We start from the raw sequence: 15,351 nt of genomic DNA, 5'->3' as shown, positions 1-15,351 counted from the left end.
GATTCCTTCTCCTTTCTACATGATCTCCAATGTGACCCGGGTGCCTTTCCCGCCCGGTTCGGACGGATGAACGATTAATTTTTTCGGCAGACGCGCTCTCAGCTCCTGCACATGGCTGATCACTCCGACGGATAAGTTGTCCGATTGCAGCTTTTCGAGCGCTGTGACAACGGTGTCTAAGAGCCCTTGGTCAAGAGTTCCAAATCCTTCATCTAAGAAAAAGAATTGCAGCGGGTATTGCCCCCGCAGCTGAATCTGGGCGGACAAGGCAAGCGCAAGCGACAGCGATGTCAGAAACGTCTCTCCGCCGGAAAGGCTTGATACGGGCCGTTTGACGCCTCCGTTCGCGTCATCACGCATGACGAAACCGCCTTCTGAATCGACTAATATGGCATACCGCTGCCTTGTCAAAGCTCCGAGACGGGCAGAGGCGTCTCGAGCCACGCTTTCCAGCTGTTCTTCCGCTAAAAATTCGACGAATGTATTGCCTTTACATACAGACTGGAGCTTATCAAGCCTGTCAATCTGTGTCTGCCAGCTTTTCAGTTCGGCTTCAATCTCTTTAAAGCGCTTATGCTGTTTTTGCATAACCGCGAAGGCTTTTGCCTGCGCTCCTTTTTCCTCCATGGCGGCGCCTGACTCAGCCTCTGCCTGCTTCAGCAGAGAAACGGATGCTGTCCATTCTTCCTCCGATATCCGGCGCTCGGCTAATTTATCAGTAACACGGCTGATATTTGCCGATAGCTGTTTTGAGGTGTCCAAGAACTCATCTATTTCTTTTTTCATTTCCTCTGCACGCCCTTGCGGAAGCAGACTTTTTTTGACTTGGTCCGGGTCGGCAAACCCGGTGTCTTTTGACCTCACGCGCCAGTCGTTTTGCGCTTTCTCAAGGGAGGTCTCAGCATCCCTGAGTGACATGAGACTCCCGGATTCCCGGCCTTTTGCGTCATTCAGTGATTGCTGCGCCTGCTTCAGCGCGTCGAATAGGGACTGTTCTTTCGATTTTAACAGCTGTAATTCCTGCCGCACCGCTTCAAGCTTTGCGGAAATTGATGTTTCTTCAGCTGCTGTTCCGAGCTCTTGTTCATACCCGTCAATCACCTGCTGCAGGCGCTCAGACGCATAGTGAAGCTCGAGCCGTTCCCGTTCAAGCCGATGCTTCATCTCCTGCAGGCGTTCTTTCTCCTCTTCATGTTCCTTGAGGAATGCGATGCTTGTTTCAATGCGCTTCTCACATTCTTCTGCCTGCCTGTCCTTCTCATCTACCGAAGCCTGCCAGGCGTCAATCCGGTTTGGCGGAATATCACCGCAGACTTCGTTGTACTGATTCAATCGGCTTTCTGACAGCGATTCAAGCTCTTCTAATGAATGTCTGAGACGGCCGGCTTCTTTTTCCTCGTAGCGGATTCGTTCGGCAAGCTGCTCAGCTTGTTTCACCGTCTGCTGATGCGCGCTGATCAGTCTTGTGACCTTCTCTTTTACCGACAGCATATCCTGTTTCATTTGTTTCCATTCCAAGCGGACGGCGCTGAACGCTTCATCAAGCGGGCGTCCGCTGCTGGAAGAAGCGGCTTCCAGCTCCGGAACCCGGGCGCTTTGCAGAAACGGACATTCTTCGGTAAAACGCCCCGACTGTTCTTCTAATGCAACCTTGGCTGTCAGCACTTCCTGAGAAAGAGCCGCCGCCTCAGAAAGCAGCGCTTCAACCTGCTGCAGCTGTTCCTGTACAGCCGTATCAGGCGAGAATGTTTCATGAGCGGAACGCGGGCGGTCATGCTGCGTCGAGCCGCATACAGGACAAGGCTTTCCTTCGATTAGTTTTTCCGATAATTCTTTTGTTAATGCAGCCGTTCTCGCTTCCTCTGAGCGCCTGCGGAGATCGGCTTGCGTTTTGTCAGCCCGTTCGGCTGCGGCTTTCAGTGAACGTTCCGTTTCACAGACCATATGGTAAACGGTTTGAAGCGTTTGATAAGCGTGCGTAATATCTTCCTCTTCCGTTTTCGCTTTCGCTGTGAGCGACTCGCTTTCTCCGTTCAGCTTCTCCACGTTTTTCAGCTGCGTTGTCAGATTGGCCCGTTCTTTCGTGATTTGTTCCTGTATCTGCTGAAAGCCTGCCGCCAGCTGTGCGGCGGTCTGGCATTTTTTCCGTTCATCGGCGGTCACTTGAACTGCTTTCAGCTCTTCTTTCAGCTCATTCTGCCTGTTTTGGCCGCGGGTCAGGCGGTCTTTCACTCCGGCCAGCTGTTTCGAGGCGGCTTCGTATTCTTCCTCTTTTTTGCTGTGTTCCGCATTTGTTTTTTCCGCTTCTTTTTTCGCTTCAAACAGTTTTTGTTCAATGGCTGAAAGTCTTTGATACAGCTCTTCTTCCTTGACAAGCTTCGGCTCCTGTTCGGCCTTATGGGCCCGCCATGCTTCATAGGCTTCATTTTGCCGGGTAAATGAAACGGTTTCCGCCTCTGATTTCCGTTTGGCCAGTTCGTGTTCCTGTTCGGCGCGCTGCTTCCGGCGGACGGCTTCTGTGTAACGGTCTGCGTACGGCTCAAGGGCGAGAGCTGTTTCCGCCTCTTTAAGACGCTCAGTCAAATCCGTGATGTACGGGCGTCTTTCCTCAAGCTTTTTCTCCCGGCGCTCATATTCATCTCTTTCTGTCTGCAGGTTCCAAATTTCCTGGTGATTCTCAAAGCGCTCTTTTGCCCGGACCCGTTTCTTCTCAGCTTCTTCAAGCCGTTCGTTCGCTTCGTGAAACTGCTGTTCAGCCTGCTTCAGCGCATCTTCTCCTGCGTCTCCGAGGCCGGATTGTTCGGCCAGCATTTCATTTTTTTTCGCTGCCGCTTCCTGCGCCCGCCGCCGCAATTTTTTGACAAGCCTGTCCCCGTACTGTTCCAGATTAAACAGGCGCTGGAGCATATGTCTTCTTTCCGCGCCTTTAAGTGACAGAAACTCGGCAAACTTTCCTTGCGGCAGCACGACGGCTCTTGTAAAGTCGTCAATGGTCAGGCCAAGAAGCTCTTCCACCTTTTTGTTCACTTCATTCGCTTTATCGGCCAGCACCGTTTGTTCGTCTTTGATTTCAATCAAGCGGCAGAGGGCGGTTTTTACTTTCGTTTCATCCGTTCTCTTAAAAACGCGCTCGACCTTGTAGGAAACCCGGTGGCCGGATTGAAGCGCGAATGTAAATGAGACGGCGAGCTGATCTTCGGCATGATTCAGGATGCCGTGCGTATTATTTGCGGCGCGCTCCACTTTTCCGTATAAAGCGAGTGTCATGGCATCAAGGATTGATGATTTTCCGCTTCCGGTCGGCCCGAAAATCCCGAACACCCCGGCTCCGGACAGTCCGGCAAAATCAATGGTCTGTTCCTCCCTGAAGCTGTGGAGCCCTTTTATCGTTAACAGAATCGGCTTCATGTCGCATCCTCCTCATCATCTGCTGACGCAAGCTCTAAAAACAGCTTGACCATCTCCTCATCCGGCACGCCGCCGCCCGTTTGTTTTTCATAAAACTTCTTAAATCGATCCTCAATTGATGTGTGTTTCACTTCAATCCGGTCATTTTCGGTCTCTTTTTCTTCAAAAACCGGCCTGATATGGATAAAGCCGGGATGCGCCTTTCTCAGCCGATGAATTTCCTCGAGAGAAAGCTGATCCGTCAAATGGATATCAAGATCGATCCAGGCATTCCGGTCACGCCCTTCATCAAGCCAGCCGTGAACCTCGCTCAGCCCCTGCGCTTTCCATTTGACGAGCGGTTTACCGGAAGACAGGAAAATCTCTTCCCACTTCGCTTCTCCGCCGGGCTTCGCTTCTACCACCGTCACCGATTTGGCATAACCGGCTTCCGAAAAGCTGTATGCGAGCGGAGAGCCTGAATAACGGGCAGCCGTCTTGGCGCGCTTGATCGTTTGCGGACGGTGGAGATGGCCGAGAGCCACGTAAGCCGCATCAGCCGGCAGGCTGTCAGCGGCAACTGTGTAAGCGCCCCCGACTTCAATCGGACGCTCTGAATCGGTCTGATTTCCCCCCGCGACATAAATGTGGCTCGCCGCGATTTTCACGGCATCGTCCCGGCACAGTCCGCACATGTGAGCAAACGCCTCTCTGATTTTGACATCGTAATGATCGCGAAGAAGCTTTTCCTCAAACGTATCAGAAAGCACTTCGTTTAATCTCGCCTCTGACGGATATGCCAGCGCAGCTACGGCTAACAGCTCGTCCGCCGACGGCACTTCAATATGCACAGGTTCTGTCCGCGGATAGCCGATTAAATGAATGCCGCGCTCATTTGTTAACGGAGAAGCCGCCGCCAGCCTGTCGGGATTGTCATGGTTTCCGGCAATGACGACAACCGGGCGCTTTCCGCCGTCAGAAAGCGCGGAAAGACTTTCGTAATACAATTGTTCAGCGAGCGCAGGCGGGTTGACCGTATCAAATACATCCCCCGCCATAATGACCGCATCAATATTTTCTTCCTTGACAATGGTATTCAGCTCTTCCAATACCTCGGCCTGCTCGCTCAGCCTGCTTCTGCCTTCCAGCGTTTTGCCGAGGTGCCAGTCAGCTGTATGTAAAATGCGCATACCGCATTCACCTCACTTTTTGATAGAAAAAAAGATCCGCTCCAAAAAGGAGCTTCGGATCTTGTTACAGTGTAAGAACGTGACCTCCATCGAAGAAATAGAGCGCACGCCCTTTCACTTTCGTTTTTGTAATTTGTTCAACCGCTTTTGTATACAATTCGATTTGTGTTTCATACCTTTTTTGCAGAATCGGAGCCGCGCCTTCAAATCCGTTCCGGAATTTCCCCTCTATCCGATCTGTTTTATAGTCCAGCAAATAGAGACCGTCCGCAGTTTCGTAGAGGCAGTCAATAATCCCCTGCACGAGCAGCGGTTCACCGGCCGTTTCGGCATCCTTGTACACCTCGCCGGCCGGAAGCGCCATACTGAACGGCACTTCCCGGTCAATCCGCAGCGCCCCGAGAAGGTCTTTCCCGATTTCAGTTCCGAAAAACTGGACAATTTCTTCTATATCAATAGCTTCCTGCTGTTCTTCTGTCAGCAGCTCTTTTTCGTAAAGCATCCGGACCGTCCGCTCCGCTTCTTCGGCAGTCGGAACGTGCGTCAGCGGTATGTGCTGCATCACCGTATGCATCGCCGTCCCTTTTTCGGCGGCTGTCAGCCCTTTTTTCATCATAAAACCGGGACGCCTGTATAAAAGCGTGTCTCCTGACGGTTTGATGAGAGAGCGGCCGCTGTATTCATCCTCGTATTCTTGCTTTCTCTTCAGCTCAGAAACTGACTGCTTCGTTCTGATAGCCGTCAGCTCTCGGTACGGATATTCCCATTCAAGCAGACGGCGCGCCTGATCATCAAATGAAAACGAATCAGGAATCGGCTCGCCCTGCTGAATCGCTTTGAGACGTTTGCTCTTTTCTTCAGCACGTTCTTTCGGATTCTCTTCCAGCAATTCACTTTGCTGCAGCATCCGGATATGAAAACGCGACGGGTCGCGCGCGATATCCTCAGATGAGGAAAGTCCCGGCGTCCTGTGCGCCTCCATGTCACGGTGGCGGATGAGCGCCGGCCCGATAAAGTCCAAATAAGATGACGCCTGATAGCGGTCGAATTCAGAAAGAAGCCAATCGGCCCGGTCTGCTTGCGCCTGCCATTTGGCCAGCTGTTTTTCCCGGTTTTTGCAGGAACCGACGAGAAACAGCTTTTCCTTCGCTCTGGTCAGCGCCACATACAATACGCGCAATTCTTCGGATAAGAGCTCTCTGCGCATCTTTTTCTTCATCGCCACAAGCGGAAGAGTCGGATAGCTGATTCTGAGTTCCGGATGAATATACTTCGTGCCGAAACCGAGCTCTTTATCAAGCAGGTATGATTTGTTGAGATCCATCATATTAAAACTTCTGCCGAGTCCGGCGGTGAAAACGACGGGGAATTCAAGTCCTTTGCTGCTGTGGATCGTCATCAGCCGAACGACATCCTCCTGCTCGCTGAGCGCCCGGGCCGTCCCCAGATCATCGCCGCGCTCCTGCATCCGTTCAATGAACCGCAAAAAGCGGAATAACCCGCGGAACGCCGTCGCTTCGTACGAGCGCGCCCGGTCATACAAGACGCGCAGATTGGCCTGGCGCTGCTTTCCGCCTGGCATGCCGCCTGCATAGTCAAAATATCCGGTATCGCGGTATACTTCCCAAATCAGCTCAGACACCGAATGATTCGTCGAAAATGACCGCCACTTTTGCAGACTGTCATAAAAGGTTCTCAGTTTTTGATACAGGTCATCATGCCTGTCAGCGTTCGCTATATATGCTTTCAGCGCTTCATAAAACGGCGCTTTTTTCTTTTCAAGGCGTATCAGCGCAAGTTCATTTTCGTCACAGCCGACGATGGGCGATCGCAGCACGGAAGCAAGCGGAATATCCTGATACGGATTATCAATCACCTTCAAGACTGAAAGCGCCGCAGCTACCTCCACGGCTTCAAAGTAACCCGACGTCAAATTGGCGTACACCGGAATGCCCTGGTTTTTCAGCTCTTCCATTAATTGCGGCGCCCACGGCATGGAGCGCAGCAAAATTACGATATCCCGGTACTGGATATTCCGGTGTGTTTTTGTTTTGCCGTCATATACCTTAAACGGAGATGAGACAAGCTTTCGGATCTCCCCGGCTATCGCTTTCGCTTCCCAATGCACAGTTTCAAAGTCTTCGGCATCCTCGGAGCTGTCTGCGCCATCAGCGCTGTCAATGAGCAGCAGTTCCGTTTTTGCCGCGTCATTCGGCGGATACGATGCGCCGAGCTTCAATGCCGCCTGTTCATCGTAATCCACTTCGCCGATTTTTCCGCCCATCAGCTGCTTAAACAAGAAATTCGTACTGTCCAAAATATCGGAGCGGCTGCGGAAATTTTGGTTCAGGTCAATTTTCTGCCCCGCGCCTTCCCCGCTTTCTGTAAACCTTTTATATTTCCCGAGAAACAGCAGCGGCTCAGCAAGTCTGAAACGGTAGATCGATTGTTTAACGTCGCCTACCATAAACAGATTTCCCGCCTCTTCATTCCCGCTTTTAACAAGCTGCAGGATAGACTCTTGCACAAGATTCGTATCTTGATATTCATCAACCAGAACTTCATGGAACTGGTCTTGATAATAAACGGCCGCTTCGCTCGGCACTCGCCGGCCTTCTTCATCAACCGCAGTTAAAATCGCCAGGCAGTAATGTTCCAAATCTGAGAAATCAATAATTGATTTTTCTTGTTTCGCCGCTTCAAATCGTTTTCCGTACGATATCACGAGCTGAACGAGCGTTTCGATGACAGGCTTCATATCTGTTAAACTCTTTAAGTGATCTTGCGGACTTCTTGTAAAGTAATCGGTCTTTACCTTTTCGATCAGTTTCTTCGCGCCGTTTCGCAAATCGGTCGCTTCGTTCAAAAGCGCTTTGTCAAATTCATCGCCCTTTACCGCCTTCGCCCGCTTAAAGGAGACTGCGGGAACCCGTTCATACAGCGCATCGAAGTCATGCCGGCAGCTGATCAGCTCTTCTATCTGCTGAAGGTCATCCAGAAAATTATCAGCGCGCGGGGCCGGCCCGCCGGGCGCTTTTGTCAGTTCAAGCGCCTTCTCAAGCTTTTGTTTTGCCCCGTAGAGCGCCATTTCAGCATCTTCTCTCACATATTGGTAAAACGGAAGCTCTTCCATTTTGCTTTCTTCCGTCACGTCATACAGGCGGACAAAGCTTTGCAGCCACGCTTCCGGGTCAGGATGCGACCGGGAATACTCGTACACCCGTTTGACAAGGTCTTGAAGATCCAGATCATGCCTGTCTGTCGTGTATCTGTCTGCAAGCTCAAAAAACGCCTGATTCCCTTTTGCGTATTCATCTTCAAACAGCTCATCAAGCACTTCGTCTCCGAGCAATTCGCCTTCCGTCTGGTCAGCCATCCGAAAACCGGGGTCAAGATCAATCATATAATAATATTTTTTAAGCACTTGCAGACAGAAAGAGTGAAGCGTCGAAATGCTCGCCCGATTTAATAGAGAGAGCTGCCGTCTGATATGCAGAGATCCCGGATTTTTGGCGAGCTCTTTTTCTAATGCTTCCGCGATCCGATGCTTCATCTCCGCTGCTGAGGCGTTTGTAAAGGTCACCACAAGGAGCCGGTCAACATCAACCGGATCTTCCTCCGCGGTTATCTTTCTGATCATCCGTTCCACGAGCACGGCCGTTTTACCTGATCCGGCTGCGGCAGCGACCAAAATATCGCGGCCGGAAGAAACGATGGCGCTCCATTGGTCATCCGTCCATATGCTGTCTTTCGGTTTAGGAATTTGCATCATCATCCGCCTCCTTCTTCAGCCAATCCAGTATGGTGCCGTCTTTTTCCGCTTTCAGGCTGCGGTATTCATTTTCCTTAAGCGACTCATCAAACTGGCACACCGATTGAAACGCACAGTACGTACAAGGCGTCTTATCTTTCAGCTTATACGGGGTAATGGACACAAGTCCGTCCGTTATCGCTTCGCCCGCCTGTTCAAATGTCCGCCGCACATGGTCTGTCAGCAGATGAAAGTCCTGTTCGCTGACCGCGGCTGAGTCGGATCTTAAAGAACCGTCCTTTTTCAAACCGGCATTGACGATATTTGAACGCCCTTCCTCCAAAGTCGTGTCCATCAGGCTGATCGCCTCCCGGTCACCGAGGAGAAGGCCTTTCATTTTAAATTTCTTAAAAATTTCCTGCTCGATTTCATCAAGCCCCATCGGCAGACTGGCCTGAATCATCGGATCATGAATATGGAAATACAAAACGCCTGCCGGGGTCGCTTTCATGCCGAGCCAATCCGCGGAATGTGTAATCGATAAGTCAAGATATGTGAGCATTTGCAGAGCGAGCCCGTAATACACCTCAGCCAGATCAAGCCCCCTGTCGCTTGATTTATAATCAACGATTCTCAGCAGCAGGCCTTTTGAACTTTCCGCTTTATCCACGCGGTCGATCCGTCCGACGAGTTCCATCGTACAGCCGTTTTTCAGCGTGAAAGTGAGCGGAGGCAGCGGCCCGCTTCCGCCGAAACCGAGTTCAAGACCGACCGGGACGAAACCGCTCGCCTTCGCATGCTCGCTTAATATGCCAGAAACACGCGTGACGATCTTCTGCAGTTTTTCCTTCACATAAAAGTGTCTGTTTGAGCTGAGCAGAATCTCTTTTTGCAGCTTTGGCGCAAGCCGTTCCACCGCTTCATAGGAGAAATTCCGGCACTGATCTTTCGTCAGATCGCGCCATTCCAGCTTCTGCTCACGAAGCCGGTCTGAAATCAGCTTCAGGCTGGAGTGAAACAGCTGGCCGATATCTGGCGCGTCCAGCTTGAAAAACTGCCGCTCTTTTAATTGAAGCCCGTGAGATGCAAAATGAGAGAACTGGCAGGCATTAAACGCCTCCATCCGGGAGACGCTTCCTTTAATATGCTCGCCGTAAAGCCGGCGCGAAACAGGGCGTTCAAGACGCTTCGCCTCATTGCGGAAAAACAAGCTTGAAAACAGCTTTTTCGCACGCCGGTGATCAGGCTCTTTCATCAGCACATTGTATGCGCTCCACCATACGTCACTGATCTCGTACTCTCTTGTCCACAGCCTGAGCTGACTTGCCGTATATGTCTGAGCCACCTGTTTATTGACGAGATACTGAAGCTGCTCTTCTTCGCTTACCTGCTCGGGATCAGCCGCTGACAGCTTTTCCTGATGATCGGTAAACAGCTCGCCAAGCCTGTTTACAACGATTGACGGCAGGAGCGTTTTTCCTTCCGCATCGGCAATCGGGTATGACACATAAAGACGGTCAGACGGACTCGACAGCGCCATATAGATGAGAAAATGCTCATCAAGCAGCCGCTCACGCCCCGCGGAAGACAGCTCCACTCCGACTGCTTTCAGCCACTCCCGGTCATCATCAGACAGCACGCCGTTTTCATCCGGGCGCGCCGGAAGAACGCCGTCATTGGCCCCGATGACGAATGTGCAGGACGTGCCGTACATTCTTGAGAGATCCATATTCCCTACAAATACTTGGTCAAGCGCAGGAGGAATTAAAGAAAAATGAAGCGATTCCGTTCCCGTTTCAAGCATTTGCTGGAACAGTGCCAAAGATATTTCATCTTCACCCATCATGCCGGCAAACTCCTCAAGAAGCTGGATAACGGCGTCCCACGCCTGGCCGTGCTGCTGCGCTTCGATCATGTTTCCGGCCTCTTCGGCCTGCTGCCTTTTCCGGTCCAGCTTCAGGGGAACATCGGTATCTTCCAAAAAGAGATAAAGAGCCTCCGCCATGCTTTGAACCGTTTTCGCCTTTTTCATCCGGTTTTGAAGCCGGACAAGGGGCGCGGCCATCCACTCTTTCGTCTCATTCAGCATGTGTTCCATCTCTATTTCCTGATCCGTCTGCGCGAAATCCTCATCGAGCGATACGAAGCGCCTGTATACAAACCGCTCGCCGCTCGTCCAGCGCTCCCCTTTAATGCCGTAGGCGATACAGTAATTTTCAAGCTGATCGACCTGCTCTCTTATTTTCTGCTCCGGCTGATCAAGCGGGAATAACAGTTCGGTTTTCGCACAGCGGAACACCGCTTCATATCTCCAGTTCCCCTTCACGACATCCAGGCTTGAACGGATGAATTCAATAAGCGGGTGATGCTGCATAGAAGCTTTTCCGTCAATAAAATAAGGAAGCCCGTAATCGGCAAACACTTCCTTCAGCAAATCTTTATAATCTTCCGGCTGACGGACGAGAATCGCCATATCTTTGTACCGGTATCCTCCGTCCCGGACAAGTGATTGAATTTCCCGGGCAATACCTTCAAGCTCAGCTCTTCTGTTTTGCGCCTGCATGACGGCAAAAGCTTCCTGTCCGCCGGTATACGCCGCGGCGGGACGCACATCGTACTGCGACTCTATACAGGCAAGCTCCGGAGCATGCTGATGCCGCTTCGTGCCATGCAGTTCCTTGCAGGAAATATCGGCATTCAATTCCTTTGCCGTCTGATAAAGCTTATAGTATGTGCTTCCCGTCATTCTGAACAGATCGAGCTCATCCGGTGCCTGTTCCGCCGAAGGGCTGTCCGCCGTCAGCGAGAATGTGACATGTTCAGCATGCATGATCAGCTGCTCCAGCACCCTTAATTCCTGCGGCGTAAATTGATAGAATCCGTCGACGTAAACACGGGCGCCTTTTACAACGTCCGCCAAAGGAATCTGCTGAGCGAGCAGCGTCAAATAGTCCTCTGAATGCAAATAGTGTCCGGCGAGGCTTCTTTCCATCTGCTGATATAAAATGCCTAAATCATGAAGTTTTTCAGACAGCATCCGCTCTCCGCGATATTCTGACGCCGTTCCGCTTTCCGCCATGCGGCGGACGTCTTCAGGCTCAATACAGTACCGCTTAAACTCTGTCAGCATCCGTTCCACCTGCTCAGTGAACCCGGTTTTGTCACTCGCTTTTTGATACACTTTAAACTCGTGCTTATGTTCTTCAATCAGTTTCCTTAAAAGCATCTGCACACCCGTCGTCGTCACAAACGGGCGGTTCATGCCCCCGGTATGCTGAAGCACGCGCCACGCCAAACGCGAAAAACTGAACACTTGAGCGCGTATCATGCCGCCGATATCCGGCGTTTTAGCAAGCTCATATTCCATTAAAAACGTCATTTGATCCGGGACTAGAAAAATGATCGGTTTCCCGAACGGCTCCCGGCGCAGTTCATCTTGAATGCTGTCGATAATCAGCCTCGTTTTCCCACTCCCCGATCTGCCTACTAAAAACTCAACACCCAAATTAGAAGACCCCTCTCTTTTTATCTTTCTACATTTTATCGAAAGTTGACGAAAATGACCAATCTCATCTGCTGGTAAAAACGGGATGACTGTTTTAAAACATATCGTTTTTGACCAAATTAAAGAAAAAAAGGATTAAATATGATGTCAGAATATCCCGAAGTGATTGTGCGAACGATTCTGTCGTTCAGCATTCTGTTTATCGGCGCCCGGATACTCGGAAAACAAACCATTTCACAGATGACGCTTTTTGATTTCATTGCGGCCATCTCGCTCGGCGCCATCACGGCAAATCTGTCGTTTAATACAAAACTGCCGATTCATTTTACTGTCAGTGCTTACACGATTTTCGTGGTCATCATTTATCTTGTCGCATATCTTTCTATGAAAAACAGAACCGCCAGGGGTTTCTTTGCGGGCAAACCGACCATTATCATTCAAAACGGAAAAATACTTGAGCATAATATGAAAACGATGCGCTATACCATCGACTACTTGAACCAGCAGCTGCGTGTAAATGACGTATTTGACATTTCTCAGGTTCAGACTGCCATCATTGAAACAAACGGCAGCATGTCAGTGGAGGTCAAACCGGAATTTGCGCCCGTTATAAGAAAGGATCTCGGCATCTTTGCCGGACATGAAAAGAACTTTGCCGTTGAGCTGATTATGGACGGCCGGCTGGTGATGAATAATCTGGAAGAAAACCACGTATCGGAAAAATGGCTGAGAGAAGAATTGGACAAGAGAAACCTCAAACCGGAAGACGTCGTATACGCTGTGCGCGGAAGCAACGGCCGGCTTTTTGTCGACACATACGACGACCATATTACATCGCCGCTAGATCAAGAATAAAAATGACATCCGCACATGTCACGGGCTGCCGCCGTATAATACCCTATAAACATTCGGGGGTGAGTCCAATGCACGAGAATTTTTTTCATTATACAGCCATCTGCAGCGACGATTCTGTGCTTATAAAGGATCTGGTAAAATCCATAAACGGTGAATACAGCGCTGTGATTTGCTACTCAATATTAGCCGAAAAAGCGCCGACCGCAGAAATCAGAAGACGAATCGAACATATCAGAGAGGAAGAAGTGCGCCACCTGCACGCTTTCTCTTCACTGTATACGTCAATTACCGGAAAACAGTTGACGCCGAAACAGACGGAGCATTGTCCGCACACATACAGAGAAGGACTGAGGGCGGCGTTTTATGATGAGCAGAAAACGAATGATTTTTATTTGCAGGCATCCGATAGAGCGGTGCATCCGGAAGCGAAGCGGTTATTTGCCCGCACGGCATTTGACGAGCAGCGTCATGCCGTCTGGTTTTTATACGATATGGCCCACTCTCCTTTCCACCATACAGGGGGAACGGTATCAAACGCGCCGAACACAAGCTACACCGAGGTAAATAACGGCAAATAACGGTTCAGGCAGATCACGCTCCCCCGCCGGGAGTCTTCAGACCGCTGACAAACCCCGTTCTTTCAACATGAGAGAATGGGGTTTACTTTTCGAGCCGTTTTATACTCCCTCTAAACAATGGATACCTTCTTCATTGTATAATCAGCAAAAACCCTTTATAATAAAATAAACCAACTGGTCGGTTTCAAACGAACCGAGCCCCGCTTTGCGGGACAACGATATGAATGAGGCGGAAAGGATCTGTGTGAAGTGACAAATACAAAAGGCGGTGCCGGAAAGAGCCAAAAGACGAAGAACAGGCTCGTATCCGCTTCGCGTGACTTATTTGCAAAAAAAGGATATTCAGAAACATCGATTCGGGATATTTTAGAGGCTGCCGAAATCAGTAAAGGCAATCTATATCACCATTTTAAAGGAAAAGAGTTTCTGTTTCTTCATATCATGGAAGAGGATCACCGCGTGATGATCGAGACGTGGAGGGAAATGGAAGCTGATCTGAAAGATGCTGCCCAAAAGCTGGCGGGCTTTGCGGAGCTGCTCAGCCGGATGAGCATCAATTACCCGCTTATGAGAGCAAGTGAAGAGTTTTATGCGAGTGCGTTTACGTCAGAGGAGGTCGTAAAGCGGCTCAACAAAATTGATATTGAATATGACGATGTGATGAGAGAGATCTTAGAAGAGGGGAATCAAGACGGCAGCTGGTCCATTCATCATGTCGAATCAAAAGTAAAAATCCTGCTATCCGTCTTCTACGGTTTAGATGTGTTATATAAAAACGATACCATTCAGCAAAGAATCGAATTGCAAAAAGAAGCCATCTCCGTGTTTATTCACGGGTCGATCAGCGCTGATAAACAGAATGACAGCTGACAAAGGAGAAACAACATGCAAAAACCGATCAGAGAACAAAAGGCTGTACTCATCATCTTATTAAGCAATATATTTATTGCGTTTTTAGGCATCGGATTGATCATTCCCGTTATGCCGCTGTTTATGAATGTGATGCACTTGACGGGCAGCACAATGGGATACCTTGTCGCTGCCTTCGCCGTTGCGCAATTAATTGCATCCCCCATTGCGGGGAGATGGGTTGACCGCTTCGGCAGAAAAATCATGATTCTCGCCGGACTGTTTTTGTTCGCATTATCCGAACTGACCTTCGGATTGGGCACACATGTCTCCATTTTATATTTCGCAAGGGTGCTGGGGGGCATCAGTGCCGCTTTTATCATGCCCGCTGTTACAGCGTATGTCGCAGATATTACGACGGTGCAGGAAAGATCGAAGGCGATGGGCTATGTATCTGCCGCCATCAGCACAGGGTTTATCATCGGGCCCGGCATAGGAGGATTTATTGCCGATCACGGCGTTCGAATGCCGTTTTTCTTTGCGGCGGGAATTGCATTTATCGCAGTGATTTCCTCTGTCTTTATGCTGAAAGAGCCGTTAACTAAAGAAGAACGCGCAAAGCAGCTGGAAAGCGTCAAAGAATCAACTTTCTTAAAAGATTTGAAAAAGTCGATTCATCCAAACTACTTGATCGCCTTTATCATCGTTTTTGTTTTGGCATTCGGACTGTCGGCTTACGAAACGGTATTCAGCTTATTTACAAACCATAAATTCGGCTTCACGCCAAAGGATATCGCCATTATTATTACGTTCAGCTCCATTGTGGCGGTCCTCATTCAAGTACTCGCGTTCGGAAGACTTGTCAACTTCCTCGGGGAGAAAAAAGTCATTCAGCTTTGTCTGATCATCGGCGCTGTGCTGGCTTTCGTTTCTACGGTGATGTCAGGATTTTTGCCCGTGCTCGCTGTCACCTGCATCATTTTCCTTGCGTTTGATTTACTGCGCCCGGCACTGACTACTTATTTATCGAAAATCGCAGGAAATCAGCAGGGGTTTGTTGCCGGTATGAACTCAACATACACGAGTTTGGGCACCATTTTCGGCCCGGCTCTGGGCGGTATTTTATTTGATATGAATATTCACTTCCCGTTTCTGTTCGCAGGTGTGGTTTTATTTCTCGGTCTGGGATTGACCTTTGTGTGGAAAGGAAAAGCGGGCGAGGTTTCGGAGTAGGGT

8 protein-coding genes are annotated in these 15,351 nt (G+C 50.0%); 4 read left to right on the top strand and 4 right to left on the bottom strand.

Going from position 1 to position 15,351, the window contains the following annotated elements:
• Window positions 1-15 precede the first annotated feature (15 nt).
• From sbcC to addB, 4 genes are all read right to left on the bottom strand, one after another.
• Complete coding sequence (sbcC, locus tag NYE62_RS05395) at window positions 16-3,408, bottom strand: exonuclease subunit SbcC (protein ID WP_342497282.1); 3,393 nt, start codon at window positions 3,406-3,408, stop codon at window positions 16-18.
• The gene (gene sbcD / locus NYE62_RS05390; protein ID WP_007409169.1) at window positions 3,405-4,577 is read right to left on the bottom strand and encodes an exonuclease subunit SbcD; all 1,173 of its coding nucleotides are present in this window, start codon (window positions 4,575-4,577) and stop codon (window positions 3,405-3,407) included. The genes sbcC and sbcD overlap by 4 nt, the downstream gene beginning before the upstream one ends.
• A gap of 64 nt (window positions 4,578-4,641) precedes the next feature.
• Window positions 4,642-8,346 (bottom strand): helicase-exonuclease AddAB subunit AddA, encoded by a 3,705-nt coding sequence (gene addA, locus NYE62_RS05385; protein WP_251257174.1) that lies wholly within the window; start codon window positions 8,344-8,346, stop codon window positions 4,642-4,644.
• Window positions 8,333-11,833 (bottom strand): helicase-exonuclease AddAB subunit AddB, encoded by a 3,501-nt coding sequence (addB, locus tag NYE62_RS05380; protein ID WP_342497281.1) that lies wholly within the window; start codon window positions 11,831-11,833, stop codon window positions 8,333-8,335. Before addB ends, addA begins: the two co-directional genes overlap by 14 nt.
• A 141-nt stretch (window positions 11,834-11,974) precedes the next feature.
• Here addB and NYE62_RS05375 point away from each other — a divergent pair, with 141 nt between their 5' ends.
• The 4 genes from NYE62_RS05375 to NYE62_RS05360 all read left to right on the top strand — a co-directional run bounded on the left by NYE62_RS05375 (window position 11,975) and on the right by NYE62_RS05360 (window position 15,348).
• Window positions 11,975-12,688 (top strand): DUF421 domain-containing protein, encoded by a 714-nt coding sequence (locus NYE62_RS05375; RefSeq protein ID WP_144664071.1) that lies wholly within the window; start codon window positions 11,975-11,977, stop codon window positions 12,686-12,688.
• A 68-nt stretch (window positions 12,689-12,756) separates the two neighbouring features.
• Window positions 12,757-13,266 carry a ferritin-like domain-containing protein gene (locus NYE62_RS05370; protein ID WP_015417176.1) on the top strand — a complete coding sequence of 170 codons (510 nt, stop codon included), beginning with the start codon at window positions 12,757-12,759 and terminating at the stop codon, window positions 13,264-13,266.
• 249 nt (window positions 13,267-13,515) lie between these two features.
• Window positions 13,516-14,136 carry a TetR family transcriptional regulator C-terminal domain-containing protein gene (locus NYE62_RS05365; protein ID WP_342497280.1) on the top strand — a complete coding sequence of 207 codons (621 nt, stop codon included), beginning with the start codon at window positions 13,516-13,518 and terminating at the stop codon, window positions 14,134-14,136.
• Between the two features lie 15 nt (window positions 14,137-14,151).
• A complete protein-coding gene (locus tag NYE62_RS05360) occupies window positions 14,152-15,348 on the top strand; it encodes an MFS transporter (RefSeq protein ID WP_007409175.1) in 1,197 nt (398 codons plus the stop codon).
• Window positions 15,349-15,351: the final 3 nt, after the last annotated feature.

Source organism: Bacillus sp. FSL K6-2861, assembly GCF_038630725.1.
Lineage (GTDB): Bacteria > Bacillota > Bacilli > Bacillales > Bacillaceae > Bacillus > Bacillus velezensis.
Note: the sequence above shows the minus strand (reverse complement) of the source record. Positions and strands in the feature narration are given on the sequence as shown.

What these genes read in the sequence shown, in the direction of transcription:
- NYE62_RS05375 (WP_144664071.1), top strand. Translation starts at nt 11,975, where the DNA reads ATGATGTCAGAATATCCCGAAGTGATTGTGCGAACGATTCTGTCGTTC.
- sbcC (WP_342497282.1), bottom strand. Translation starts at nt 3,408, where the DNA reads ATGAAGCCGATTCTGTTAACGATAAAAGGGCTCCACAGCTTCAGGGAG.
- NYE62_RS05370 (WP_015417176.1), top strand. Translation starts at nt 12,757, where the DNA reads ATGCACGAGAATTTTTTTCATTATACAGCCATCTGCAGCGACGATTCT.
- addA (WP_251257174.1), bottom strand. Translation starts at nt 8,346, where the DNA reads ATGCAAATTCCTAAACCGAAAGACAGCATATGGACGGATGACCAATGG.
- sbcD (WP_007409169.1), bottom strand. Translation starts at nt 4,577, where the DNA reads ATGCGCATTTTACATACAGCTGACTGGCACCTCGGCAAAACGCTGGAA.
- NYE62_RS05360 (WP_007409175.1), top strand. Translation starts at nt 14,152, where the DNA reads ATGCAAAAACCGATCAGAGAACAAAAGGCTGTACTCATCATCTTATTA.